At 60.5% G+C, this 22,644-nt stretch carries 21 protein-coding genes; 11 read left to right on the top strand and 10 right to left on the bottom strand.

Going from position 1 to position 22,644, the window contains the following annotated elements; translation table 11 throughout:
- Positions 1–17: 17 nt before the first annotated feature.
- The 6 genes from I5L03_RS05550 to I5L03_RS05525 form a co-directional block, all read right to left on the bottom strand.
- The gene (locus I5L03_RS05550) at positions 18–962 is read right to left on the bottom strand and encodes an alpha-E domain-containing protein (protein WP_197920771.1); all 945 of its coding nucleotides are present in this window, start codon (positions 960–962) and stop codon (positions 18–20) included.
- 16 nt (positions 963–978) lie between these two features.
- Positions 979–2,376 carry a circularly permuted type 2 ATP-grasp protein gene (locus tag I5L03_RS05545; RefSeq protein WP_197920770.1) on the bottom strand — a complete coding sequence of 466 codons (1,398 nt, stop codon included), beginning with the start codon at positions 2,374–2,376 and terminating at the stop codon, positions 979–981.
- A gap of 102 nt (positions 2,377–2,478) precedes the next feature.
- Entirely contained in the window at positions 2,479–3,270 is a 792-nt protein-coding gene (locus tag I5L03_RS05540; RefSeq protein ID WP_325100101.1) for an esterase/lipase family protein, read from the bottom strand.
- An 84-nt stretch (positions 3,271–3,354) separates the two neighbouring features.
- A complete protein-coding gene (locus I5L03_RS05535) occupies positions 3,355–3,903 on the bottom strand; it encodes a DUF3617 domain-containing protein (RefSeq protein ID WP_197920768.1) in 549 nt (182 codons plus the stop codon).
- Positions 3,904–3,923: 20 nt separating this feature from the next.
- Positions 3,924–4,505, bottom strand: coding sequence for a DUF3617 domain-containing protein (locus I5L03_RS05530; RefSeq protein ID WP_234035097.1), 582 nt, complete (start codon positions 4,503–4,505; stop codon positions 3,924–3,926).
- Positions 4,506–4,625: 120 nt separating this feature from the next.
- Complete coding sequence (locus I5L03_RS05525) at positions 4,626–5,171, bottom strand: DUF3617 domain-containing protein (protein WP_197920766.1); 546 nt, start codon at positions 5,169–5,171, stop codon at positions 4,626–4,628.
- A gap of 86 nt (positions 5,172–5,257) precedes the next feature.
- Between I5L03_RS05525 and uvrB the strand changes: the two genes are divergently transcribed.
- The 3 genes from uvrB to I5L03_RS05510 all read left to right on the top strand — a co-directional run bounded on the left by uvrB (position 5,258) and on the right by I5L03_RS05510 (position 9,687).
- The gene (uvrB, locus tag I5L03_RS05520) at positions 5,258–7,444 is read left to right on the top strand and encodes an excinuclease ABC subunit UvrB (RefSeq protein ID WP_197920765.1); all 2,187 of its coding nucleotides are present in this window, start codon (positions 5,258–5,260) and stop codon (positions 7,442–7,444) included.
- A gap of 106 nt (positions 7,445–7,550) precedes the next feature.
- Positions 7,551–8,987, top strand: coding sequence for a hypothetical protein (locus tag I5L03_RS05515; RefSeq protein ID WP_197920764.1), 1,437 nt, complete (start codon positions 7,551–7,553; stop codon positions 8,985–8,987).
- A gap of 103 nt (positions 8,988–9,090) precedes the next feature.
- The gene (locus I5L03_RS05510; protein WP_197920763.1) at positions 9,091–9,687 is read left to right on the top strand and encodes a hypothetical protein; all 597 of its coding nucleotides are present in this window, start codon (positions 9,091–9,093) and stop codon (positions 9,685–9,687) included.
- On the opposite strand, the gene I5L03_RS05505 is transcribed toward I5L03_RS05510, so the two are convergent.
- The gene (locus I5L03_RS05505) at positions 9,684–11,714 is read right to left on the bottom strand and encodes a protein-disulfide reductase DsbD domain-containing protein (protein WP_197920762.1); all 2,031 of its coding nucleotides are present in this window, start codon (positions 11,712–11,714) and stop codon (positions 9,684–9,686) included. The genes I5L03_RS05510 and I5L03_RS05505 overlap by 4 nt on opposite strands.
- Here I5L03_RS05505 and I5L03_RS05500 point away from each other — a divergent pair, their 5' ends adjacent.
- Positions 11,715–12,956 carry an FAD-dependent monooxygenase gene (locus tag I5L03_RS05500; RefSeq protein WP_234035096.1) on the top strand — a complete coding sequence of 414 codons (1,242 nt, stop codon included), beginning with the start codon at positions 11,715–11,717 and terminating at the stop codon, positions 12,954–12,956.
- Positions 12,957–12,976: 20 nt separating this feature from the next.
- Here the strand turns inward: I5L03_RS05500 and I5L03_RS05495 are convergent, their stop codons facing one another.
- Genes I5L03_RS05495 through hemC form a run of 3 tightly spaced genes read right to left on the bottom strand, consistent with a single transcriptional unit; the run spans position 12,977 to position 15,588 of the window.
- A complete protein-coding gene (locus I5L03_RS05495; RefSeq protein WP_197920761.1) occupies positions 12,977–13,930 on the bottom strand; it encodes a hypothetical protein in 954 nt (317 codons plus the stop codon).
- 60 nt (positions 13,931–13,990) lie between these two features.
- Positions 13,991–14,662 carry a uroporphyrinogen-III synthase gene (locus I5L03_RS05490; protein ID WP_197920760.1) on the bottom strand — a complete coding sequence of 224 codons (672 nt, stop codon included), beginning with the start codon at positions 14,660–14,662 and terminating at the stop codon, positions 13,991–13,993.
- The gene (hemC, locus tag I5L03_RS05485; RefSeq protein WP_197920759.1) at positions 14,659–15,588 is read right to left on the bottom strand and encodes a hydroxymethylbilane synthase; all 930 of its coding nucleotides are present in this window, start codon (positions 15,586–15,588) and stop codon (positions 14,659–14,661) included. The genes I5L03_RS05490 and hemC overlap by 4 nt, the downstream gene beginning before the upstream one ends.
- 44 nt (positions 15,589–15,632) lie before the next feature.
- Here hemC and tsaD point away from each other — a divergent pair, with 44 nt between their 5' ends.
- The 7 genes from tsaD to I5L03_RS05450 all read left to right on the top strand — a co-directional run.
- A complete protein-coding gene (tsaD, locus tag I5L03_RS05480) occupies positions 15,633–16,670 on the top strand; it encodes a tRNA (adenosine(37)-N6)-threonylcarbamoyltransferase complex transferase subunit TsaD (RefSeq protein WP_197920758.1) in 1,038 nt (345 codons plus the stop codon).
- Entirely contained in the window at positions 16,667–17,662 is a 996-nt protein-coding gene (locus I5L03_RS05475; RefSeq protein WP_197920757.1) for an NAD(P)H-dependent glycerol-3-phosphate dehydrogenase, read from the top strand. Before tsaD ends, I5L03_RS05475 begins: the two co-directional genes overlap by 4 nt.
- A gap of 47 nt (positions 17,663–17,709) precedes the next feature.
- Positions 17,710–19,191, top strand: coding sequence for a lipopolysaccharide biosynthesis protein (locus I5L03_RS05470; protein ID WP_197921464.1), 1,482 nt, complete (start codon positions 17,710–17,712; stop codon positions 19,189–19,191).
- A 152-nt stretch (positions 19,192–19,343) separates the two neighbouring features.
- Positions 19,344–19,910 carry a hypothetical protein gene (locus I5L03_RS05465; protein ID WP_197920756.1) on the top strand — a complete coding sequence of 189 codons (567 nt, stop codon included), beginning with the start codon at positions 19,344–19,346 and terminating at the stop codon, positions 19,908–19,910.
- Between the two features lie 106 nt (positions 19,911–20,016).
- Positions 20,017–20,397 (top strand): response regulator, encoded by a 381-nt coding sequence (locus I5L03_RS05460; RefSeq protein ID WP_197920755.1) that lies wholly within the window; start codon positions 20,017–20,019, stop codon positions 20,395–20,397.
- A gap of 104 nt (positions 20,398–20,501) precedes the next feature.
- A complete protein-coding gene (locus I5L03_RS05455; RefSeq protein ID WP_197920754.1) occupies positions 20,502–21,686 on the top strand; it encodes an acyl-CoA dehydrogenase in 1,185 nt (394 codons plus the stop codon).
- A 148-nt stretch (positions 21,687–21,834) separates the two neighbouring features.
- Positions 21,835–22,644 (top strand): outer membrane protein (locus tag I5L03_RS05450; RefSeq protein WP_197920753.1); only part of this gene is annotated, 810 nt, incomplete at its 3' end.

Here is a 22,644-nt window from a genome sequence, read left to right as displayed (position 1 = left end):
GTCTCGTCTATCCTCGCTTAGGAATTGAACCGGTAATCGCTGCCAATAGCGCTGGCGAGCAATTGATTATTGGCGATGAAATCGAGCAGGAATTCGTGGAGTCCCCGATCGAAAATGTTTTCGACACTCGTGTCGCGCAGGCGCATGTCGAATTGCCGCATATGTTCATGCGCTTCAGCTTCGCTGCCGTGGAACTTGGCGAGATCGGCCATGGTGTCACGCAGCTCGGAATAGCAGAAGACGAGGCTGCGCGGGAAGCGATCGTCGAGGATCAGGAAATCTGCGATGGATCGCGCATCCATCCGCCCTGCATTGAGCCAGCGATAGGCGCGCTCTGCCGAAAGCGAGCGCAGCACAGTGTCCCATTGTCCGGTATCGAGCGGCGTGCCCACATAGCTTAGCGAAGGCAGCAGCAGGTAATACTTCACGTCGAGAATTCGCGCGGTCTTGTCCGCACGCTCAATGAAGGTGCCGAGCCGGGAGAAGCTGTATGCCTCATTGCGCAGCATGGAGCCGTGGGTGGTTCCGCGCACCATCGTGCTGACGCGGCGAACCGCACCAAGCGACTGATTGAGCGTTCCGGAGCTCACCGGCTTTTTCAGCAAATTGCTGAGCGTCATCCAGCCTTCATTGATCGCTTCCCAAACCTCGCCAGTGATGGACGATCGGGCGGCGCGCGCATTGGTGCGCGCTCGTTCGATCATGGACAGGACGTTTTCCGAATTATCCTTTGCCCGCAGCACGAAATCGCAAACCTGCGCGCCGCCAAAATCGCTATATTTGGCTTCATAGGCCTGTTGCAGGCCGAGTGTTGCGAGGACCGAGCGCCATTCCTGCACGGCCATGTCCTCGCTGCGGGTCATGGTCATCCGGTGCCCCGCCTCAAGCAGGCGCGCGGTATTCTCCGCCCGTTCGAGATAGCGATACATCCAGAAGATGGCGCTGGCTGTACGACCTAGCATGAAATGTTCCCCGGCATCAGTCTTCCAGCACCCAGCTATCCTTGGTGCCGCCGCCCTGGCTGGAATTAACCACTAGCGATCCCTTCTTGAGCGCCACACGTGTGAGACCGCCCGGCGTGATGTCTACCCCGTCAGGTGAACACAGGACGAAAGGTCGCAGATCCACATGCCTCGGGGCGAGACCCTTCTTGGTGAAGATCGGACAGGTGCTGAGCGACAGCGTTGGCTGGGCGATATAGTTCTCCGGATCGGCTTCCAGCTTGGCGCGGAATTCCTGAATCTCCTTCTTGGAAGATGTCGGGCCGATCAGCATGCCGTAACCGCCCGATCCGTGCACTTCCTTGACCACCAGCTCTTCCAGATTGGATAGCACGTATTTCAAGCTGTCCGGATCAGCGCAGCGCCAGGTCTGGACATTGGGCAGCAGCGCCTTCTCACCTGTGTAGAATTCGACAATTTCCGGCATGAAGGAATAGATCGCCTTGTCGTCCGCCACGCCAGTACCGGGCGCATTGGCGATCGTGATCCTGCCCGCGCGATAAACATCCATGATGCCGGGCACGCCGAGCATTGAATCGGGGTTGAATGTCAGCGGATCGAGGAAATCATCGTCCACTCGGCGATAGAGCACATCGACCGGCTTGAAACCGATCGTGGTACGCATCTGAACCTTGCCATCGACCACGCGCAAATCGCTGCCTTCGACAAGCTCCGCGCCCATCTGGTCGGCCAGGAAAGCGTGCTCGTAATAGGCGGAATTGAAGATACCCGGCGTTAGCACTGCGATTGTCGGCTTGTCAGGCGCGCCTTCGGGGGCGCATGCGGCGAGGCTTTTAGCAAGGCGACGCGGGTAATCGGAAACGGGGCACACTTTCACCCGGCTGAAAAGCTCGGGGAACATCGCCATCATCGTTTCGCGATTTTCCAGCATGTAAGAGACACCGCTAGGCGTGCGGGCATTGTCTTCGAGCACCAGAAATTCGTCAGGCCCGGTACGCACCAGATCGATGCCGGTGATATGTGTGTAGACCCCGCCCGGCGGAGTGAAGCCCACCATCTGCGGCAGCCAAGCGGCATTGTTCCGAAACAGGCGTTCCGGCAGGCGGCCTGAACGGATGATTTCCTGCCTGTGATAAAGATCATGCATGAAAGCGTTGAGCGCGCGCACGCGTTGCTCGATGCCTCTTGAAAGCCGGCGCCATTCGCCGCCCGATATGATGCGCGGCACCATATCGAAGGGGATCAGCCGCTCTTCGGCATCCTCTTCCCCATAGACGTTGAAAGTGATCCCCGTCTTGCGGAAGAAGCCCTCCGCTTCGGACGTCTTGCGGCGCATAAGGCCGGCTTCCTGCTCATCCAGCCATGCCTGGTATTCGGCGTAGGGGCCGCGCACCGATCCATCGGGCGCGTGCATTTCATCGAAATTGGGCTGCTTGGAAGCGATTGTTGATCCCCGTGAGCGATTGTGTATTCGCCCACGAAGTGTGTGCGAAACCGTCAGTCACTCAAAGGATGATCAGGCTTCAAGTTCCCGGACAAGCGCAAGAATGCAGTCTTTCGCATTGGGGAACATCAGATGCGAGCAGCGCAGCGCGACAGATTTGTCCCGCTCATGCGGGAGGCCCGATGCGGCGCGGCGTGAAATCACTCCATCGCGCGGGCTCCAGAATGCTACGGTCTCGACAGGCGGCTTCACGCGCGTATCGGCAGGGATCGGCGGCTCTTCTACGGAATGTCCGGCGACCAGCTGGTATGGCCGCCAGAAATTGTTGGAATAGGGCGAATGGCTGAATGGCGATCCCATGGAAATCACCTTGGCCACGCTGCCGGGCACCTGCTTCGCGACTTCGCGCGCAAAAACTCCGCCAAGGCTCCAGCCGATGAGCACGACTTGCTGGCCATAGCGTTCTTCGACGGCCTTCACCCGGTCCGCCAGAATGTCGATTGTCTCTGCGGTAGGCCCCAGATTATGCCCCATGCCCCAGCGTTTGACCTTATGCCCTGCCCGTTCAAGCTGGCGCGCAAGATAGCGCATCCGGTTCGGTCCCGTCGCGAAGCCGGGCAGCAGGATCACGACACGCGGATTTTCTGAAAGCTTGATGTCAGGCGCAGCGAGAAACGGGCGAACAAGCGGTTCACCGAACGACAGGAGCTCGGCAAAGAAATAGCGCAGCGGCGGTGTGTGAGCGTCCTTGGGCTGCTCACCGCGCAACAGGCTGAGCCTTTGGCGCAGGGCATCCGACAGCTTCATCGCGTGCGACGCCGGATTGGCTGGCGCAAAGGCCGATAGGGGTTTGATCGCTGACACATTGTGACGATTATATGAAATGTGCGCGCCAGCAATGTTGTTCAGCCGGTGTCACGGAATTGCAATATTCGATCCCGGACGCCGTTATTCGCAATCGCCGGTCCGCCTCAGGTCGATTTCCATCGCCATGCGCATCTTGCCGATTTCCTGATCGCGCATCAGAATACTCATGTCGAGATCCATGCCCTGATCGCTCGCTTCAGCCGAAAGATTGATCATCATTTCCGGCGGACCGTCATTTGACTCTTGGCACTGCAGTACTTGCGTGAAGCTGTTGCCGTCCATCTGCGGCTCTGATCCCGTGCAATCGCCATCCATAAATTCGTTGACCCAATCGACGCGCTCGGGCTCTCCGGTCAGGCAGTAATTTTCCACCTCCGGCACTTCATTCATCAGGATTTCGGACATAAAGGCCATTTCCGGACTGTCGGGAAATTGCACGTCGGTGACACGCATTTCCAGCTCATAGGCTCCGGGAAGCGGTGTGACATCGAGGAAGTCCGGCCAAGGAAAATCGGGCTCTTCATCCCCACCTGCTTCTGCGGTGATGTCCTGATTGGACGTTGAGAAAGCAAAAGCCGGAACCGCAACAACGGCAGCCATTGGCAAGATCATTTCGGCGACATATTTCATGCCAGCATAGCTATCGCCATTCAGCTGCAATCGCCAGTGCGTTCTGCAACCGTCTGCCAGACAACCGTGCCTTCGCCCGCGGCCGTTTCGAGATTATAGCTCATCTGCAAGTTGGAGCCGCTTTCTGCCGTGCGTCCGGAAATCTCCACCCGGCCATTAAGGCCGATATCCGAATTGCACGTCATCGCGCCTTCCAGATCATTGCCGTCAGCCGTGAAGCGTGAAAGCGTGCAATCAGCTTCCGTCATTTCCGAAAGCCATTGCTCACGCGTAAGATCTTCGGTGACGCAATAGGAATTTTCTTCTGCAGCACCCGCCTCGAATTCCGTGCGCGCTTCGGCGATCGCATCTTCTGTCAGGCCGGGCGCTTCGAATTCGACCAGCTGGATGCGGGTGGTATATTGCCCGGGCTGCGGCATTACTCCGTTATCCTCGATCACCGGCGCAACATCTTCCGATGCCAGCGCCTCGTCAGTCAGCGCCTCGTCAACGTCGTCTCCACACGCGGTGAGCGCGGCTAAAGCAATCAGCGGCAGGGCATGGGTAAAGCGCATATTTGATCCTCGAAACAGCAGGCGCACAGCATCCGCTGCGCGGGTCATGGGCGAGAGTTATCAAGCCGTCATCACCCTGTTAATCGCGCTAAACATGTTTGGGCGCTGTTTATTGGCCCCGTCCCAAAACCGGGCGAAAATCGCGGGATGCGTTTATCCCGGTAAACTTTAGGCCGGGCAATCGCCCAGCCGCTCGGTCTGGTTGCGCACGACCATGCGGATCCCCTGGCCTTCTGCGGCGTTTTCCATATCCATCGTGACCGTCATATCCTGACTGGTTTCCGTGATTATTCCATCGAAGCTGACACTGCCCATGCTGCCCCGCCCGTCATCGCATTGCATGGCGGCATTGAGCTGATCGCCGTCGACCGTAAATTCGCTGAAAGTGCAGGTGTCCGCATTGTCGTTCATCGCCACAAGGAATTCCTGGAAGCCTTCATCAGCCTGCTCTTCGGTGATGCAAATCACCTCTTCCTGGCCGGTATTCATTTCCATCATGCCGCGCATCATCTGCACTTGTTCCTCAGGCGCACCGGGCATGTCGAATTCGACCAATTCACCCGTGGTGCGATACTGGCCGGGCTGGGGCGTGGCGAGACCGGCGGCAACTTCGGCCACCTGCTCGGGATCGCTCGGATCCTCCGCCGATTGCGGACCACCGCAAGCGGTCAAAGCGAAGGCCGAAGCGGCGATACCCATGATTGCAAAACGCATTGGAAACTCCCGTCAGATCAGTTGCGTGCATGCTGAAGGCTTTGGAGCGCTTGAGCAAGCACCATTGTGTCCCCATATCGCTGCGCATGGCAGAACTCGTAATCCGTCGCGGTCTTGAAGAGCCCGATACAACCGGTGAATTCACTCCGCACAAACCCGCACGGCCCGAAAAGTCGCTGCCAGGCAAGAAGTTCAAGCTGGTGTCCGATTACGAGCCTGCAGGAGACCAGCCGACTGCCATTGCAGAGCTTGTGGCAGGCGCGAACGATGGCGAGAAAACGCAGACGCTGCTTGGCGTAACGGGATCGGGCAAGACCTTCACCATGGCCAAAGTGGTCGAGGAATTGCAGCGCCCTGCCCTCGTCCTCGCTCCCAACAAGATCCTCGCCGCGCAGCTGTACGGAGAGTTCAAGAGTTTCTTTCCCGAGAACGCGGTCGAGTATTTCGTCAGCTATTACGATTACTACCAGCCCGAAGCCTACGTCCCGCGCTCCGACACCTATATCGAGAAGGAAAGCTCGGTAAACGAGGCGATCGACCGGATGCGACACTCGGCCACCCGTGCGCTGTTGGAGCGTGACGATGTGCTGATCGTGGCGTCTGTTTCCTGCCTCTACGGTATCGGATCGGTCGAGACCTATTCGGCCATGATCTTCGACATCAAAAAGGATGACACTGTCGATCAGCGTGAGCTCATTCGCAAACTCGTCGCTCTCCAGTACAAGCGCAACGACACCGCCTTTGCGCGCGGTTGTTTCCGTGTGCGCGGGGACAGTTTGGAAATTTTTCCCAGCCACCTCGAGGATACCGCATGGCGCATCAGCTTCTTCGGTGACGATATCGAGGAGATCAGCGAGTTCGACCCGCTGACCGGCAAGAAAGGCGAGACGCTGGAGAAAGTCCGCGTCTATGCCAACAGCCACTATGTAACTCCCGGCCCCACGATGAAGCAGGCCAGTGCGGCCATCAAGTTCGAGCTGGAAGAACGGTTGAAAGAGCTGCACGAGGAAGGCCGCCTGCTCGAAGCGCAGCGGCTGGAGCAGCGCACCAATTTTGACCTCGAAATGATCGCCGCCACCGGTTCCTGCAACGGCATCGAAAACTATTCGCGCTTCCTGACCGGACGCCTGCCGGGCGAACCGCCACCCACATTGTTCGAATATCTTCCCGAAAACGCGCTGCTGTTCGTCGACGAAAGCCACCAGACGGTGCCGCAGATCGGCGCGATGGCGCGCGGGGACCATCGCCGCAAGCTGACGCTCGCTGAATATGGTTTCCGCCTGCCGAGTTGCATCGACAACCGCCCGCTGCGTTTCAATGAATGGGACGCAATGCGCCCGCAGACCTTTGCCGTTTCTGCCACACCGGGCGGCTGGGAAATGGAACAGACCGGCGGCGTCTTTGCCGAACAGGTCATCCGACCCACCGGCCTCATCGATCCACCCGTCGAGATCAAGCCGGTCGAAGACCAAGTGCAGGATTGCATCGCCGAGTGCAAAGCGACCGCAGCCAGGGGGTATCGCACGCTCGTCACCACGCTCACCAAGCGGATGGCGGAAGACCTCACCGAATTCATGCACGAACAGGGCGTGCGCGTTCGCTATATGCACTCCGACGTTGAAACGCTCGAACGCATCGAGCTGATCCGCGACTTGCGGCTTGGCGTCTATGACGTGCTGATCGGCATCAACCTTTTGCGCGAAGGGCTAGACATTCCTGAATGCGGACTGGTGGCGATCCTGGACGCAGACAAAGAAGGCTTCCTGCGTTCCGAGACCTCATTGATCCAGACGATCGGCCGCGCCGCGCGTAACGTCGACGGACGTGTGATCCTCTACGCCGACCGGGTGACGGGTTCGATGGAACGCGCCATGGCCGAAACCGAGCGCCGCCGCGAAAAGCAGCGCGCCTACAACGAAGAACACGGTATCACTCCGACCACCATCAAGCGCGACATCCAGGATATCGTCGCTCACACCGCGAGTAAGGATGGTGTGGTCGTCGGAACTGGCGACGACGAGGTTAACAACCTCGTCGGCCACAATCTGCGCGCCTATATCGAAGACCTCGAAAAACGCATGCGCGCCGCCGCAGCCGATCTCGAGTTCGAAGAAGCCGGGCGCCTGCGCGATGAAATCCGCCGGCTGGAGAATGACGAGCTCGGCCTGCCGGACAAGGCGAAGAAGGCGCCTGTCGTGGGCCGCTCGAATGAAGGCCGCCCGGGTACGCGCAAGCTGCGGTATGGCAAGACGCAGCGGAAATTTGGGAAGTAGGCATAAGCTGCGAAAATGTCGCTGTGATACATTGAAGTTCTGCGGCAATTACGCATAGTTCCTCGCGATATCGCCTTGCGAACACAGGCGGTTGGAGGGACGCATTATGAAATTGACCAACTCGAAAGCCATCCTGTGCGCGTTCAGCCTCGCGCTCGCCAGTTGCGGAGGCGGTGGCTCAGGTGGGGGCAACAATGGCGGTGGAGGCGGCGGAGGCGGCGGAGGCGGCACGGCTAATACCCCGCCGAGCTTTACCAACAGCAACAATATTTCTTTCGTCGAAAGCACCACATCCACTGACACGCGCACGGTAGTCCAACTCTCCGCGACTGACGTGGACGGCGATCCTCTGACTTTCGATTTCGTCGCCGGGAAGGATGCCGCACTCTTCAGCTTTTTCGGTGCAGCAGGTGCTGTCGGTTTCAACGATCCGGTCAGCTTCGAAACGCCGCGCGATGCGAATGGCGACAATGTTTACGAAATCGACGTCAGCGTGAGCGACGGCACAGCCACCACGCGCCAGACGCTAATGATCACTATCACCAACGATCGCGAAAACCTGCTGGTCGCGGAAGTGGCCAGCGGCCTCGGGCAGAACGGCCATGTCGAATATATCGACGATACCAATGAGTTGCTTGTGGTAAGCCGCAATGGACAGGTCTCTACAGTCGATGCGCAAACCGGGGCGGTGACAGATCATGGCGTCCTTTTCTCAGGCGCTGTCGAAATCGAAGACATGGTCACTGACGGGAATTTCACCGGAAGCGGCAGGTTTTTTGTCGCTTTCTACGAAGGAAGCAAGCTGACATTGAGCTCCATTCGACTGAGCGATCTGAGCGAGCGGCGGCTATGGCTAAGAGAAGGGCGGGAGTTTTTCGCTTCGCTCGGGAGGCGCGGCAACAATATCTTGCTTGGCCTTTTCGATAACGGCAACTTCGCTCAGTCGCCAAGTATTCCGGCAGGAAGTATTACCGAATTTCAGTTCTCCGGCAACGGGACCGATCCCTTCGCTACCCTAAACCTTGTTCCACGTGGGTGGGGAGTGCGAAGCCCGCGCCTCCTCACTTCGACCAATCTGCAAGGCTGGGTGATCGACCAGGGGGCAAGTTTCAACGAGCTTAACCAGGCAGATTTCGAGCTGGGCCAAGCGGATGCGAATTTCGAATGGCCTTATCGCGATGGCCTCACCGACCTACAGACCCCGCCTGCAACCTATCCGGGCACATTTGTCAGTCCGGTCCTGGTTCAGGAAGTCGATACCGATGGTGCTGGCCGCTGGGTCGATGCGTCGGAAAGTCTGCAAGGCGATACCTGGTTCGGTGTCATCGTGATAGCCGACACCAGCAACAATATTTGGACCTGGGACCGTAACAATAATGGCCCGCTGGAAAACCGTAATCTCGATTTCTGGGGCGATGTGCCGGAAGCCGACAGGCCGCGCATCGTCTCGATGGATGACGGTGACATCGATGTCGGCAATGCCACGCCCATCTACATGCTCGGTTTCGATGGTACGCTTTACAGTATTGATCTCAATCCGTGAGGCCACAGACTGACCAACCCCGCCGCGTCGACTAATCACCAACGCGGGGCAAAATCCTGCGATCTCACTTGATAAGCGAAAAGGCCCGCATCATTTGCATGGCATGCGATCCTGCGCGCTTCTTCTTGCATCTTCACTCGCTCTCTCAGCCTGCGATCGCAGCGCGCCTGAGCAGGTGCCCGACGGCGTGCAGCAGATCGCCTTGGACGACACCGGCCCGCCGCAAGCCCGCGCTTTCCCCTCTCCCGATACGTCCGGCGCAGGATGGACGGTCGCCGCGAACGGACAGGCTATCCTCTTCAGCGATCCAGGAGCCGACCCGTGGCTGACACTCGCATGCGACCTGTCCGAAGACCCGGCGCGCTTCACGATTATCCGCCATGCAGCGGCCCTGCCGGGGCAAAGCGCGCTTTTCCCCTTTGTCGGAAATGGCATGCGCAGCCGCTTTCTTGCCGATGCGACGCTCGGGCAGACCGAGGATGGCGGCGAATGGCGGTGGGAAGCCGTGCTGCCGGTAGACGATCCGCAGCTCGATGTCTTTGCCGGCACACGCGATTTGACGGCGACTTTGCCGGGGCGCGGAATGCTGGAGATTTCGAGTAGCCGGATACCCGGGCAATTCCTCGACTGGTGCCGTGCGGGTGGTGAGGTTGCGGAGCCCGAAGAGGAGACGGAAGCCGAAGCGGAAAGCGAGAGCTAGTCTGCGGCTTCGGCCCGATCGACCAAACTGTTTGGCGTGAGAACCTGAGGCAATTGCTCACCTTCGCCACCCGCCGGGAACCACACATAGAGCGGTACTCCCGCGACGCCCCATTGCTCCAGATAGCGCGTGATCTCCGGATCGGCCCTCGTCCAATCACCACGCATCGCGATGACGCCTACCTCTTCAAAAGCCGCGCGGGTCGCCTCACGTTCGATGGCCACGCCTTCGTTTACTTTGCAGCTGACACACCAATCGGCGGTGAACCAGAGGAAGACCGGCTGGCCGGATGCGCGCGCCTCGGCCAGCGCCTGCTCGCTGAAGATCACCGGCTCCAGCACGCTTTCCTCCGTCACGCTCGCCGCCTCATCCACGCGGAACGGTGTGGCGATCAGGAAATAGGCGGGGATGATGAGCAGGATTGCCTTCATCGCAGGCGCCGCGCGGCTGAAAGAGCCGAACAGCACCGCGAGTGTCACACCAGCGCCAAGCGCGCTGAAGGCGAAATGCAGTCCACCCAGCCGCCAAGCGAGCCAGACCAGCGCGAGCGCCGTCAAACCCATCGGCACCGCCATGATCTTGCGGAATTTCTCCATCCACGGCCCCGGCTTGGGCAAGCGGCTTCGCAAAGCGGGTATTAAACCCAGCAGCAGGAACGGCAACGCGAGCCCAAACCCCAGCGCGGCAAACAGCAGAAGCGCCTGCGGCACAGGCAGCAAGAGCGCCGCGCCAAGCGCTGCGGCCATGAAAGGCCCGGTGCATGGTGTCGCGACAACGGCCGCCAGCAGACCGGTCGCAAAAGCGCTCCCGCGACCGCCGGTGCGGATGGGCATGCTGGGTATCTCGAAGAAACCAGCAAGGTTTGCCGTGATCAATACCGCGAGCACCAGCAATGCGGCTACCACCAGCGGCTGCTGCAATTGAAACGCCCAGCCCACTTGCTCTCCTGCTGCGCGCAAGGCCAGCATCAGCGCGCCGAGCGCGAGCACCGCCAGCAAGACCCCTGCCGTGTAGGCGAGCCCCTCACGCCGCGCCTGCCCTTCGCTTTCGCCTGCGCGCGCCAGCGTCAGCGCTTTCAGGCTCAGGATGGGGAAGACACAAGGCATCAGATTGAGCAGCAAGCCGCCAAGTAGCGCTCCGCCCAGCAGGAGAGGCAACGGGCTGCTGGAAAGCGAACCGCCAATTGGTGTTCCGCCTGTCGGCACTTCGCCGGGAGTTGCTGTAAAGCGCACACCATTGCCCGCATCGTCGAAAGCGAGGATCCCGCTCAGCGCATCAGGCTCAGCCCGCAGCTGTCCGCGCTGGATTTCGACCACCACCATATCGCCATTGCGGAAGAAGCGCTGCTGCGCGCCGTAATCAATTGTGTCGCGAATTTCGATAAAGGCATGCGGCTGCGCCAGCTCCACGCCTTCCGCGAGCGGGATGGCGAGCCTCACCAGATTATCCGTAAACGCATAACTTCCCTGCTGATCGAGCATGGGCGGTATCGCTCCGCGGTGCGCATCGAATTGCGCATCCAGCGCCGCGCCCTCCTGCGGGAAGCGAAGGGACAGCGTCTCTTGCTCCGGAATGCACAGCTCATCCGAACAGGCGAGCCAGCGCGCGTCGAGAGTGACATTGCCATTCGGATCACCGCTCACCTCAAGCGGGATCAGGACCGCGTAGTCATCCTTGTAGGCGTGGTTGGCGATGTTGAAGAGCGTGAGGACGTGCGGCACCGGATAGAGCGGCTCGCCTGCCTGCCAGCCATCGGGCAATCGCCAGTCGAGCTCCATGCCAAGGCCCGCCTCGCCCGGATTGGACCAATAGCCGTGCCAGCCTTCATTCGGGCTGAAGCGCAGCGCGACCCACAGGGTTTCTCCGGCGGCAGGCGCATTCTCCGCCTTGAGATCGGCGGAAATCTGGTTTTCGCGTTGGACCTGCGCCGCCGCAGGCACACTCGCCCCGGCCAGCATGAGCACGGGCACCAGCACAGCAAGCACCAGCCGCCACAACAATAGGCCAAAGGATAGACTTGCCTGCATATGCCCGCACACCTAGGTAGCTTGGCGATGGCGGACAAGCGCGAACTCCTGATCCTTGGTGGCGGCCTCGTGGGTATGACCCTCGCACTGGCGGCTGCGCGCAAGGGCATTTCATCGCATGTGGTAGACCGGGCCGACCCGGCGGATCTTCTGGCAGAGGGCTTTGACGGGCGCGCTTCGGCGATTTCGACCGCGAGTTGGAACCTGTTCAAGAATATCGGCCTTGCCGATCAGCTGGAACCGCATGGCTGCCGGATCGAAAGCATTGCCGTCACCGACAACATGCGCCCAGGCCGGATCGATTTCGTGCCCGAAGAGCATGAAGGCACGCTCGGCCGGATGTTCGCCAACCGCCAGCTTCGTCTCGCGCTGTTCGAAGCGGCCAAGGATGAGAAGCTTATCAGCTGGCATGCCAAGGCCAATGTCGTCGAGCGGCATCGCGGCGAACATGGCGTGTCGGTCACGCTGGAAGATGGCGCTGTGCTGGAAGCGAGCCTCCTCGTCGGCGCGGAGGGTCGTGGTTCACCCACACGAGACGGGGCCGGCATTTCCATCGCCAAATGGGATTACAGCCACCGAGCAATCATCCAGGGCCTTATCCACGAGAAGCCGCATGACGGTGTCGCCTGGGAAATATTCTACGAAGCGGGGCCCTTCGCCCTGTTGCCGTTGCTCGATGACGATCAGGGCCGCCACCGCTCGGCACTTGTCTGGACCGTCAGCGAGGCCGATGGCGAAGGCGTGATGAAGCTTGGCCCGCGCGCCTTCAAAGCCGAAGTCGAAAAGCGCCTGCATGGTATTTTCGGCGACATCGAACTCAACGGCGGGCGCAGCTCCTACCCGCTCGGCTTCCATCACACGGCCAAGATCGTCGACAATCGCCTCGCACTCGTGGGCGATGCTGCACACGGCATTCATCCCATTGCGGGGCAAGGTCTCAATCTTGGCCTGCGCGATGTCGGCGCGCTGGTGCAGGTCATTGCGGAAGGTATGCGGATCGGTCTCGATCCGGGCGATGCGCAAGTGCTCGCTCGCTATGAGAAATGGCGCGGGCTGGATAGTTTCATGGTCGCGCTCGCCACCGATGGGCTCACCCGCCTGTTCGGCATTCCGGGCAAAGCGCCCAGCGCCATCCGTCGTCTTGGCATGGGCGCGGTGCAGCGTATGCCGACGCTGAAGCGCTGGTTCATGGATGAAGCACGCGGAATGAGCGGCGATCTGCCCGAATTGCTCAAAGGCTAGGCGCCCTCAAAGCCTTGGGCTTAGTTGCGCGAATTGCCCGCCGGGCTGCGCTGCTCCACGCGTGAGCCTTCTCCATCGCGCAATTCGCGTGGATCGAGCACAGCAGCGGTCTCAAGGGTTTCCAATGCACGCTGGGCGGCTGCGAAACGCTCTGCATCGTCTATCCACTCGCGCGCGATCACCGCATTGGGCATGTTGCGGATTTCCGAAATCGCCGCTTCGATACGTCCGCTCTGCAGGAACAGCCGCGCGCGTTCGAGGCGACGCTCTGCCACAGGCGAAGCGGTATCTTCGCGGCGCACAACGAACACTTCCGATAATTCCCGGCCCAGGCGAGTGAATACATCCTCACCTTCGGGCGCATCGTCCAGCTGCGGAGCGAGGCCTTCCAGTCGGGCGAGCAATTGATCCAGCGTGACGGGCTCCTGCGCCGCGTCGATCACCGTTTGCACGGCATTCGGCCGATTTTCGCCAAAGCGCAGCCGCAGCTGGTCCGCAAGATATCCCAGCGGAGCTCCGCGTTCGAGCGCACGGCGGCTGGCAAACGCGATCAACAGCGCCTCGGCACGGGCCGCATTCCCGGCAGCAGCTTGCGATTGCAGGTCAAGCCGGGTGAGGCGCTGTTCCATCGCTGCAATGCGGCTATCAAGACCGCCCTGCTGCTCCACCACCTGCTCCACTTGCTCGGCCGCCTGGCGCGCTTCTTGCGCTGCCTCTTCGACAGGCGTTGTCGGTTCGGCGGTTGGTTCTGCCGTTGCTCCGGCTGCCGGCAAAGCGGGCGTGTCGCTCTCAGCGGCAACTTCGCCTGCATCCTCGCGCACATTGATAAGGCCGGAGAACAATTCGCTTTGCGCAAGCGCATACATGCTCGCGCCGCCCAGCAGGAATGCAGCACCTACGGCGATCAAGATTGGCCGATAGGGCGATTTGGCCTGCCGCTTTGTGGCGGGCTGGAAATCAAAACCTTGGTCCATTGCGTCCTTCTGCGCGCCCGAATTCAGGTGCTCGCTGCCTTCCCTTAAGCGCGGTTCACATTAATGACACATGTCATCGGCCAAGGCCAAGAGCGCATCATCATCAGGCTGTGGAGCGCTCTTGCAGGCTTTCCAGCCCGTGCCGGCCGCATTCGCAACGCGCGGACCGATGCACGCAAGCGCAAATGCGCCGCGATCGAGCCCACGCCGATCGCATTCGGAAGCAAAATGCTCAGCCGCCTTGGCAGAATGCAGCAGGACGATGGGGTCGCCAGCTCGCAGGCTGACTTCATCGCTGCCCGTAAGGGGAATTGTGCGGACCGAATAGACCACGCGTGTGGTGATTTTCACCTTGGCAGGCAAACCGAGAGTGACATGCTCTTCGCCTGCCAGCCGCAGGAAATGCACTTCACCCTTTGCGCTATCCACCAGCTTTTGCAGACCGCCCGTGCCGGTTTCTGCTACGGCAAAACCAGCCTCGCGCGCAGCATCAGCCGTTGCTTCGCCAACCGCATGGACCGGCAGTGATTTGAGGCTCTCCAGCCCCTCCCCGCCGTGACGAAAAGCATTGGCGCTGCCAATCAGCAGTGCGTCGAAGTCCTTGGCATCGGGTACCTCCCAGCTCATCGGCACCACTTCGAAGAGCGGACGACCGATGATCGCCAGATTTCGACTGCGCGCCTTTTGCAGAGTGGATTGCAGGCCGGGTTCGGGGCGGATCGCAAAAATCATGGAGCCTCGTCAAACACCGCGCGGATCGCGGGCGTGGCCTTGTCGAGCAAGGCTGTGCCGAGAGCCTTGGGAGCCTCGTTATCACCGGCGGCGAAAGTCGCGCTCTCCTCAACCCGCTCCGCCCCATCGGCGCTGAAAATGGCGGCGCACATGGTTAGTTTGCCCTCGTGATGAGTGCACAGCACGGCGATGGGCGAGTGGCAATTGCCTCCCAACGCCAGCAAAAGAGCGCGTTCAGCCATCACTTCCGCCCGGCTCGGCGCGTGATCGAGCGGCGCGAGCAATTCCTGCGTGCGTGCATCGTCAGCGCGGCATTCCACCGCAATCGCCCCTTGCGAGGGCGCAGGCAGCCAATTTTCGGCATCGAGCGGCGCCCCAATGTTATCCTGCCCCAGCCGCTCAAGACCGGCGGCGGCAAGGAAAGTCGCATCCGCTTCGCCCGCGTCCAGCTTGCCGAGCCTTGTCGCAACATTGCCGCGAAACATCACGACCGAACAATCGGGCCGCTGGTTGAGCAATTGCGCTGCCCGGCGCGGGGCACTGGTCCCGACAACCGCACCTTCCTTCAGCTCCGCAATGCTCGCGGCGCCAATCAGCCGGTCACGCTTGTCCGCGCGCGGCAGGATGGCATGGAGCGTGAACACTTCGGGGCGGATTGTTTCGACATCTTTCAGCGAGTGGACCGACGCGTCGATCTTGCCCTCGGCCAGCCACGCATCCAACTCCTTGGTCCACAGGGCCTTGCCGCCGATCTCCGCCAGCGGCCTGTCGAGCACCTTGTCGCCGCTTGCCACCACCGGCACCAGCTCGACTGCCTCTTCGGGCCAGCCATGCGCTTCGCACAGTCGGCGGCGGGTCTCTTCCGCCTGCACCATGGCGAGCGGGGACTGACGGGTTCCGAGCTTCAGAAAGGGATATTCAGACATGCGTTTGCTTGCCCTAGCGAGGGACTCGTCTAAGGGGAAGCGCCATGACGCTGGTTCTCGGCATAGAAAGCTCCTGCGATGAAACCGCCGCCGCGCTGGTGATGGGGGACAGGCGCATTCTGGCACAGGCTATCGCCAGCCAGGAGGAAGAGCACGCACCCTATGGCGGTGTTGTCCCCGAAATCGCCGCACGCGCCCATGCCGAGCGGCTCACTCCTCTGATCGACAAGGTGCTGCGCGAAGCCGACGTTCCGCTTGCCGATTGCGATGCGATTGCCGCGACCGCAGGCCCCGGCCTCATCGGCGGCGTTATGGTAGGCCTTGTCACTGCAAAGGCGCTGGCGATGGCGAGCGCCAAGCCGCTCTATGCCGTCAATCACTTGGAAGGCCATGCGCTGAGCCCGCGCCTCGCTGATGCCTCACTTCGATACCCCTACGCCCTGCTGCTGGTGAGTGGTGGGCATTGCCAGATCCTGCGAGTGGAAGGTGTCGGCAAATACCAACGCCTCGCCACCACCATCGACGATGCGCTCGGTGAAGCTTTCGACAAAAGCGCGAAGATCATGGGGCTTGGCTATCCGGGCGGACCTGCAGTCGAGAAACTGGCGCTGGAAGGCAATCCCAAAGCCGTGCCCCTGCCCCGGCCGCTCAAAGGCAGCAAGGAGCCTCATTTCAGTTTCGCCGGCCTCAAGAGCGCCGTCCTGCGCGCGCATGAAACCGGAGAGTTTTCCAGAGCCGATCTGGCGGCAAGCTTTCAGCAGGCGGCGCTAGACTGTATCCTCGACCGGACGCGAAAGGCGCTGGAGACGATGGACGAGGTAAGCGCATTGGTGGTGGCAGGCGGCGTTGCCGCAAACCAGACCGTGCGCGGCGGGCTGGAGACACTCGCAGGCGAATTCGGCCTGCCCTTCGCCGCGCCGCCACTGCCGCTGTGCACCGATAATGCCGCGATGATCGCCTGGGCGGGTGTCGAGCGGCTGGAAGCAGGCTTCGATGCCGATCCGCTCGATCTGAAAGCAAGGCCGCGCTGGCCGCTCGATCCCGATGCAGAGCCCGCAAGGGGCGCAGGAGTAAAGGCATGACGCAGGCTTCTATAGGTGTAGTTGGCGCAGGCGCCTGGGGCACTGCGCTTGCGCAATCGCTCGGCAGCGATGGCCGCACGGTGAAGCTCTGGGCGATGGAAGACGGGCTGGCAGACGCGATCAACACTTCGCATCGCAATATGCCCTACCTGCCCTCTGCCGAGCTTTCTCCGTCCATCGCGGCGACCGGCGATCTGTCGGAAATGGCCGCGTGCGATATCCTGCTGCTGGTCACGCCGGCGCAGCATATGGGCGCGACGCTGGAGAAGCTCGGCAGTTACCCGCGCGACCTCGTGCTGTGCTCCAAAGGTATCGAAGCGAGCACAGGCCGCATGATGCACCACGTCGCGCATGATATTGCGCCCGCTAGCGATCTTGCTGTCCTGTCCGGACCCACATTCGCGCATGAAGTGGCCGATGGCCTGCCCTGCGCTGTCACCCTCGCTTGCGGCGGCGGTGAGGATCAGTGGGATCGCATTTCCCCTGCCATCGCGCGGCACAATTTCCGCCCCTACTATTCCGATGATGTCGTCGGCGCGGAAGTGGGCGGCGCGGTGAAGAACGTGCTCGCCATCGCCTGCGGTGTCGTTGACGGGCTGGAACTGGGGCAAAACGCCCGCAACGCGCTCATCACCCGCGGCTTTGCCGAAATGCTGCGCTTTGGCGTTGCCTTTGGGGGCAAACCGGAGACTCTGAACGGCCTGTGCGGCCTCGGCGATCTGGTCCTCACCTGCTCCTCCACCTCCAGCCGCAATTTCTCGCTGGGCAAGGCACTCGGCGAAGGCATGAGCGCTGAGGAAGCTTTGGCAGACAAGCGCACAGTTGCAGAGGGCGCGCACACCGCGTCGGTGCTGCGCCAAATCGCGCGCGACAAAGGCGTGCAAATGCCTATCGTCGAAGCGGTCAATCACCTGCTCGAAGGACGCGGCGCGCGTGAAGTCGTGGCCGAACTGCTCTCCCGCCCGCTCAAGGCAGAAGGCCACGAGGCTTGAGCCAACCCGCCGCTCCCGGCCCTGAAAGCGCCGATCAGCGCGATGACATGAATGCGCTCGTCAAAGGTGGGCGCACGAATACGCTTGGCTTTGTGCTGCGGCTGATCGGCGGCATTCCCTTTCTCTTCCTCGGTTATCGCCTTTACGGCACCGAGGAAATGGGCCGCTTCGCCTCTGCCGTGGTGGTGGTGGAGCTGTTCGCGTTGATTTGTGCGCTTGGTGAAAAACGCGGCCTAGCGCAGAGGCTGACGCAGGGAGCGGAAGAGGACGGGCAGCGCCGCGTCAATCTGGTGTTTGACGGCATTTTGGCCTCGCTGCTGATCTCCGCGATCTTTGTGGCAATGCTGGTGATCTGGCCGGATCCGATTTTCCCGAATGGGACGAGCGGCCAATATGACATTCTCATTATCGCAGCGATTCCGGCTTTTGCCCTGACGGAAATCCTGCTCGCCGCGCAGGCCTATAAATTCGACATCGCGACAACCGTGCGCGCCCGCGCCATTGTCGAGCCGTGGACACGCTCTATCGCGGTGGTGGCTTTCTTCTTCATTCCGCCGCTGCGCGATGGAGGCGTTGCGCTGGCGTATCTGGCGGCGGTTTATGCTGCGCTTTTCACCGCCGCATGGTCATTCTTCCGCACCTACGGCAAGCCCAGGGCATGGCGCCCCCGCCCGCGTTATCTCGGCCAGATGATCGGCCGCGCCTTTCCGCTGGCAGGTGCGGACGTGATCGAGCGCGGCACGCGTTTGATTGATGTGTTCCTGCTCGGCCTGGCCACGTCTCCTACGGCGGTGGGCATCTATTATTTTGCGAAGGAAATCGCGAGCCTGCCGCAAAAACTGAAGACCAGTTTCGAACCCGTGCTCTCACCCGTCATCACCAAAAACCTGAAAACCGGAAATTATGCCGCGATTGCCAAGCAGGTGCGGCAAGTCGGCTTCTGGATTATCGCGCTGCAATTGGGAATTGCGCTCGCGCTCGCCATTCCGGGCGAAGCGGTGATGGGGCTGGGCGGGCCGGACATTGTGGGCGGCACGGCTGCTCTCGCCCTGCTGCTGGTTGCCGAAGCGGTGGCGAGCATGGCGGTCGTTTCCGAAGGCGTGCTCGTCTACATCGCCAAGAAACGCAATCTGGCGATTTCCGTTGGCGTCATCGCCTTGCAGGCTGCGCTGACTGTGGGCCTGATCATGCTCGCGCAACATTGGGGCCTCGATGAAGGCTATATGGCGAGCGGTGCGGCGGCGGCATTGCTGCTGGCGCTCGGCGCGTCCAGCCTGATCAAGGCGCTGCTCTTAAAACGGCTGCTCAAAGCGCCGGTCGGCAATCTGCGCTTTGCGCTTGTCTGGGCGACAGGCGCGGCGGTGCTGGTCGGCCAAATCGCAATCCTGCTGCCTGAATGGGCCGAGCTGATCTTCGGCATCCCGGCGATCCTCGCAATCTACCTGCTGGTGATCTGGAAATATGGCTTTGGTCCGGAAGACAAAGTTTTGTTCAAGCGTGCCAATGATGCGAAGTCCGAACCTAGCTAATCGGTTGTCGCCATTTGCTCGGCGCGAGTAAAGAAAGTCCCGCAAAGGTGAAACATTGCGCTTCTCATGCGTTGGCCTACATGAACGGCAAAAATCGATCGTAGGTGCGCGTGACGATGCGCCCGGCAAACAGAGAATGAGGAAATTACGCGATGCAGGACATACTTCAGCAATACTGGATCTTTATCCTCATTGCGCTGGTATTCCTGTTCCTGCTGATTTTCTGGCTGCTGCAATCCTCTCGCCGGACGAAGGTTACGCGTGAAGATATCGTCGATGGTGAAAGCAGCATCAAGCGTAACCAGGCGTTGATTGACGCGCCCGCTGCAGCAGCAGGTCCCGTCTCGGCCGCCGCAAATACGGACAGGGTCGCAGCTGCGCCGGTAGAGGCCGATTCCGAAGCCGGCGCGGGCGTTTCTCCGCTCGAAGCTCGTAATGCATCCGAAACGCCTGCAGCCCCGGCCGAGGCCGCAGATGAAAACGGCGACGATCTGCGCCGGATCAAGGGCCTGGGGCCGAAGCTTGTGACCATCCTGCACGATAATGGCGTCCGGCGTTTCGCCCAGATCGCTGCGTGGGACGATGCCGATATCGAACGCATGGATGCAAAGCTCGGCCGCTTTCAGGGCCGCATCCGGCGCGACAATTGGGTGGAGCAAGCACAGTTTCTCGCCAAGGATGATCTGGCTGGATACAATGAGAAATACGGTAATCTCTAAATCCTCCCTCGAGGCAAGATTAACCACCCGGTAAGCTATTTGGGAACGCTCCCGGAAACCCTGCGTATGTTGCAGTAAGAAGACAATTCATGCCGAGGGTGGAACTATGGCAACGCAGATTAAGGACGGACCTCCAAAGGTTCTCGTAGTGGAAGACGAATTCATCATCGCGCTCGATTTAACAGAGACGGTGCGTGATCTTGGCTACCGGGTAGAAGGCCCATTCGCTTGCAAGGATCACGCAATGATCGCCATCGATGGAAAATTGCCCGATCTTGCGATCCTCGACGTGATGACCGCGGATGGCGAAGTCTTTCCATTGGCCGATGCGCTGACCGAAGCCGGCGTGCCGATTATCTTCCATTCCGGCCATGTCACCGAGAAAGATGTGGCAGAGCGTTATCCGGAGGCGCAGGCCGTTTCCAAACCCTGCCCGCCCGACCAGCTGATCACCATGATCGAGCGCGCGCGGGAATTGGTGCACTAAGCCGCGAATTCACTCCTCGCGGCAGGTTTCGGTATAGGCCCATATGCCCGCTTGCCGCGCGGCAGCAGACTATCTAGTGGGTGGTTTCAAAGGAGACCACTTTCATGGCTGCAATGGCACCTTTCGACTGGGCCGACCCCTTCAATATCGATGACCAGCTGACCGAGGAAGAGCGCATGGTGCGCGATTCCGCGCACGGCTTTGCCCAAAGCGTACTGCAACCGCGCGTCATCGAGGCGTATGCGACAGAGGCCGACACGCCCGAACTGTTCCCGCTGATGGGCGAAGCTGGCATGCTCGGCGTGACCATTCCCGAGGAATTCGGCGGATCGGGCGCGAGCTATGTCGCCTATGGCCTTGTGGCACGGGAAATCGAGCGAGTGGATAGCGGCTATCGCTCAATGGCAAGCGTGCAATCTTCGCTCGTCATGTACCCGATCCACGCCTATGGCTCGGACGAGCAGCGCCGGAAATACCTTCCGGGACTTGCCAGCGGCGAACTGATCGGTTGCTTCGGACTTACCGAACCGGACGCGGGCTCCGATCCTGCCGGCATGCGCACATACGCAAAGAAAGACGGCGACGGATATTCGATTTCGGGCGCAAAAACGTGGATTTCCAACGCACCTTTCGCTGACGTATTCGTTGTGTGGGCCAAGAGCGAAGCACATGGCGACAAGGTCCGCGGCTTCGTGCTTCAAAAAGGCATGGCCGGCCTTGAAGCGCCGAAAATCGGCGGCAAGCTGAGCCTTCGTGCCAGCACCACCGGCATGATCCAGATGGATGAGGTCAAGCTTCCTGCCGAAGCGCTTCTGCCCGATGTCGAAGGTATGAAAGGCCCGTTTGGCTGCCTCAACCGTGCGCGATACGGCATTTCATGGGGCAGCATGGGGGCGGCCGAATTCTGCTATCACGCCGCGCGGCAATATGGCCTCGATCGCCATCAATTCGGTGTGCCGCTTGCCTCCAAGCAGATCTACCAGCTCAAATTGGCCGATATGCTGACGGAAATTTCCCTCGGCCTGCAGGGCTCCCTGCGCGTCGGCCGGCTAATGGATAAAGGCAAGTTTGCGCCCGAGATGATCAGCGTCGTCAAGCGCAACAATGTCGGCAAGGCGCTCGATGTCGCCCGCATGGCGCGTGACATGCATGGCGGCAACGGAATTTCCGAGGAATATCAAGTGATGAGGCATATGCTGAACCTCGAAACCGTTAACACCTATGAAGGCACTCACGATGTACACGCGCTCATCCTGGGGCGTGCGATTACAGGTATTTCAGCCTTCTGAATACACGGTCAGCCGCCTCAGGTGCTGTAATTTAGCAACACACTGAAGACTACTGAATTTTTTACTTCGCATGTGCGGAACAATACGGCATAATTGCCGTTGCGAGTAACAGGCTGGGGAGGAACCCAGCGTCGTATGAGGACGTGAAATGAAAAGACTTCTGCTTTCAGCGTCTGTCTTGGCCATTGCCCTTCCGGGCGTGGCTCATGCAGACCCGTATATCGCAATCAGTGGCGGCGTCGCCACTCAGGAAAATGTAGTGAATGAAGGCGTTCTGGACGCCGAATTCGACAATGATGTGTTGGCAATTCCGGCTGGAACCGCCTATGCGTTCGAGACCAATACAGATCTCGGCTGGAACGTTCAGGGCCAGATCGGCTATGAATTCGACAGCGGACTGCGCGTTGAACTTGACGGCAGCTATGTCACCTATGACATCGAATTTCACCGTGACCTCACCGTTGGTGGCGCAGCTGTCGGCATCACCGACCTCAACCGCCTGACCGGCGGCCCGGGCACCGGTACGACAATTGCTGCAGCACTGGCTGATGGCACCGGCGATATCGAAACCTACGGCGCTTTCCTGAACATCCTGTATGATTTCGATCTGGGTGCAGTCACGCCGTATATCGGAGCGGGTGCGGGTATCTATGTTATCGACGCCGATTACGCGCCGAGCGGTCTGCCGATCGTGAACGATGCCGACACGACTTTCGCCTATCAGGGCATCGTCGGTGTGTCCGGTCAGCTTTCTGACCGCGTCGAAGCTTTCGGCGAGTACAAGTATCGTCGCCTTTTCGAAGAAGCCGGCCTGAACAACCTGCTTCTGCCGGGTACGCTGGAAACCGACCCTGTGCAGCACATCGCTGCTTTCGGTCTGCGCTTCTCGCTCGGTGGTGAAGATGCGGCACCGCCGCCGCCTCCGCCGCCCCCGCCGCCGCCTCCTCCGCCTCCTCCG

This window comes from Aurantiacibacter sediminis, assembly GCF_016019885.1.
Taxonomy (GTDB): domain Bacteria; phylum Pseudomonadota; class Alphaproteobacteria; order Sphingomonadales; family Sphingomonadaceae; genus Alteraurantiacibacter; species Alteraurantiacibacter sediminis.
This window is presented reverse-complemented; position numbering and strand designations above follow the sequence as displayed.